Source organism: Kitasatospora sp. NPDC057518 (genome assembly GCF_042802075.1).
Classification (GTDB): Bacteria; Actinomycetota; Actinomycetes; order Streptomycetales; family Streptomycetaceae; genus Kitasatospora.
On sequence record NZ_JBHVEU010000723.1, the window covers coordinates 1 to 2,343 of the forward strand.

Annotated in this window: 2 protein-coding genes; one reads left to right on the forward strand and one right to left on the reverse strand. The window is 75.7% G+C overall.

From position 1 onward, the window contains the following. Positions 1-77: 77 nt before the first annotated feature. On the reverse strand, positions 78-1,178 hold the full coding sequence (locus tag ACFU7Z_RS38790; protein WP_079272427.1) for an ABC transporter substrate-binding protein: 1,101 nt from the start codon (positions 1,176-1,178) through the stop codon (positions 78-80). A 259-nt stretch (positions 1,179-1,437) separates the two neighbouring features. On the opposite strand from ACFU7Z_RS38790, the gene ACFU7Z_RS38795 reads away from it, so the two are divergent. After that, entirely contained in the window at positions 1,438-2,268 is an 831-nt protein-coding gene (locus tag ACFU7Z_RS38795; protein ID WP_380782860.1) for a helical backbone metal receptor, read from the forward strand. Positions 2,269-2,343 lie beyond the last annotated feature (75 nt).

Sequence of the window (2,343 nt, forward strand, 5' to 3'; positions counted from 1 at the left end):
GCCAGCGGCCCGGCCCGCAGGATGCGGGCCGGGCGGACTTCGCCGCGCTCCTTCCGAGCGGTGGCCGACGTCACCGGCTACTGCCCGTTCTTGGCGAGGTCGGGGGCCTTGACGAGGTCAGGGTGGACGGTCGCGGCGATCTGCCGGACGGCGTCGGCGTTGCGCACCCCCGCGATGGTCGTCACCTCGGAGCCGAGCCGGACGAAGTGCCCCTCCTGGACGGCCTTCAGGCCCTGGGTCGCGGGAAAGCCCTTCAGGAAGGCCTCGGCCTCGTCGAAGGCCTTGCGGGTGGCCTCCTCGCTGCCCCGGTTGCGCACGGCCAGCTGGATCCAGTCCGGGTTCTTGGCGACCACGTCCTCCCAGGAGCCGGGCTTGAAGTCGGCGTCGCAGTCGGCGAACACGTTGCGCGCCCCGGCCTGGGTGATCACGGCGTTGGCGACCTGCCGGCCGCAGACCGCCACCGGCTGCTTGGTGCCGGCGTCGAAGTCGAAGACGAAGTAGCTCGGCCGCTGCCCCTCCGGCACGGCGGCGAGCGCGGTGCGGACCTCGCCGAGCTGCTTCTCCATCCCCGCGACCAGCTCCTCCGCCCGCGCGGCCGTGCCGGTGACGGCGCCGAGCCGGCGGACGTCCTCCTCGATCCCGGCCAGGTCGGTGCGCGGCGCCTTGGCGGCCTTCGGCGTCCCGGCGCAGGCGGTGGAGAGCAGGTACACGTGCTGGATGCCGGCCGCCGCGTACTCCTCCTCGCTCGGCCCGGTGGCGCCGCCGCCCATCATCGGCATCGCGCCGAAGGTGTCCACGTAGAGGTCGGCGCCGGAGCCGAGGAGCTTCTCCTTGGGGATGCTCTTGTCCCCGAGCACCGGCACCTTGGCGCCCTGCTCGGCGAGCGCGGCGGGCAGGGTGCCCTTGCCGGGCGGGAAGCCGGTGCCGATCACCCGCTCCCCCGCGCCGAGTCGGAGCAGCAGCTCCAGGCTGGAGGCGTTGCTGGTGACGATCCTGCCGGGCGCCTTGGCGATGGTGGTCTCCTTGCCCGCGCAGTCGGCGACCGTGACGGGGAAGCCACCGCCGGCGTCGGGCCGGACGGTGACGGAGGCGCTCGACCCGCCCCCGGTCCCGCTTCCGCAGGCCGTGGCGAACAGGGCGACGGCGGCCGCGATTCCGCAGACGACACGAGGGCGCATGACAACTCTCCTGGTCGGTGATGGTGCTCGGTGACGGTCCCGGGTGACCGGGCTCGGCCCTGGCACCGGGTGGTCGTACTGAGGGCCCGTGCTGCGGACCCGGACCAGGTAGTCGGACGGCCCGGGCGATGGGTTCCCGGCGGTTGGTCTCCGGCGATGCGCGGCCGGCAGCGGGTTCCCGGCAGCGGGCCTCCGGTGCCGCGCGCGGCCGGTCGCCGTCCGCACGCCCCGTCGCCGGGGCCGGACGTAGGCTGACCGGATGGCCGACCCCACCGCCCCGCGCGACGACCTCGACCTCCCCGTCCGGCTCGGACCGCGCCCGCCCCGCCGGGTGGTCTCGCTGGTGCCGTCACTGACCGAGGCGGTCGCCGCCACCGCGCCCGGCCTGCTGGTCGGCGCCACCGACTGGTGCAGCCACCCCGCCGACCTGTCCGTCACCCGGATCGGCGGCACCAAGAACCCGGACGTCCCGCGCATCCTCGCGCTCGCGCCCGACCTCGTCCTCGCCAACGACGAGGAGAACCGGCGCCCCGACCTGGACGCGCTGCGGGCGGCCGGCGTCCCGGTCTGGGTCACCGACATCCGCACCCTGGACGACGCCTTCCGCTCCCTGCACCGGCTGCTGACCACCGCCTGCGGGCTGCCCCGGCCCGCCTGGCTGGACGAGGCGGAGGCCGCCTGGGCCTCCGTCGGGAGCGGCGGCGCGCCCCCGGAGGCCGACGGCCCCCGGACCGTCGTCCCGATCTGGCGCCGCCCGTGGATGGTCCTCGGCCGCGACACCTTCGCCGGGGACCTGCTGCGCCGCCTGGGCCTGCGGCTCGTCCACGCCGACCACCCCGAGCGCTACCCGGCCGTTCCACTGCCCGAACTGCTCGCCTGCCAGCCGGAGTTGGTGGTCCTGCCGGACGAGCCGTACCGCTTCACCGCCGAGGACGGCCCGGAGGCGTTCCCGGGCACACCGGCGGCACTGGTCAGCGGACGGCACCTGACCTGGTACGGACCGTCGCTGGTGACCGCCCCGGCCGTACTGCGGCACGCCCTCGACCACCCCCTCGGTCCGGGCGGTCCGGGCGGTCCGGACGCCTCGTAGGACGACCGCCCGTGACACCTGGGGACCGGCGTACGTCGCCACAGGGCGCCCCGGAACACGACAGGGCCCGGGACG